Genomic DNA, 814 nt, shown 5'->3' with positions numbered 1-814 from the left:
GTCTCCATCTGGACGCCGTGGAGGCGCAGGCGCTCGATGATGTCGGGACGGGTGGCGGGGACCCAGTAGGCGGTGGGGCGCTTGAGGCTCAAGGTCGGGCGCGAGCCGTAGAAGGGCAGTTTCCAGGTTTCCGGATCGGCCTGGCCCAGCCAGCGGATTTCGCGGCGGCCCGAGGCGGGGCTGTCATAGGTCTCGTAGGTGATGCCGAGGAAGTCGCGGGTCGAGGCCGGGGTCGGATCGGGCTCGAAATTGGTCGGGATCTCGGCGGGGCGAAGGGCGCGGTCGCTCTCGGTCGCGGCGCGCAGGTCGGCGCCCTGTTCGGCCAGCAGGGTCAGGGACCGCTCGATGAAGACATAGGTGCCCAAGACCCGCTGCTCATAGGGTTTGAGGCTGTGGTTCTCGATCAGGATGGTGGGGACGTGGGCGGCCGCGCCCCAGCCGTTGGAGAACCGTTCGCCCAGGCCGCCGTCCGACAGGCCCTTCCTGGGGTCCTGGTCGTCGATGCCGAAGACCAGTTCGCCGGGGATATGGCCCTGGGCCGACAGGGCCGCGTTCATGGCGGGCTTGAAGGTCGCATCCAGCCAGGCCGAGGCGGCGGGGGAGCGGCTGAAGGCACCGTCCTCACCGTTGAAGCCGTAGGTGACGTCGTACTGGTAATCCATGCCGTCGGTGACGTGGACGTCGACGTACAGGTCGGGCCGGTACTTCAGGATCAGGCCGCGCACGGCCCGCATCTCGGGCTGGTCCAGCTTCAGATAGTCGCGGTTGAGGTTCTGGTTGGTGGCGGTGTTGCGCCAGCCCTGGATGCGGGGGC

The 814-nt window shown here is 68.4% G+C and carries 1 pseudogene; it reads right to left on the bottom strand.

What is annotated here, in order from left to right:
- Positions 1-814 (bottom strand): annotated as a pseudogene (locus JHC99_RS18290) (carboxypeptidase); the annotation flags it as partial.

Source organism: Brevundimonas sp., from assembly GCF_016463485.1.
Lineage (GTDB): Bacteria > Pseudomonadota > Alphaproteobacteria > Caulobacterales > Caulobacteraceae > Brevundimonas.
Note: the sequence above shows the minus strand (reverse complement) of the source record. Positions and strands in the feature narration are given on the sequence as shown.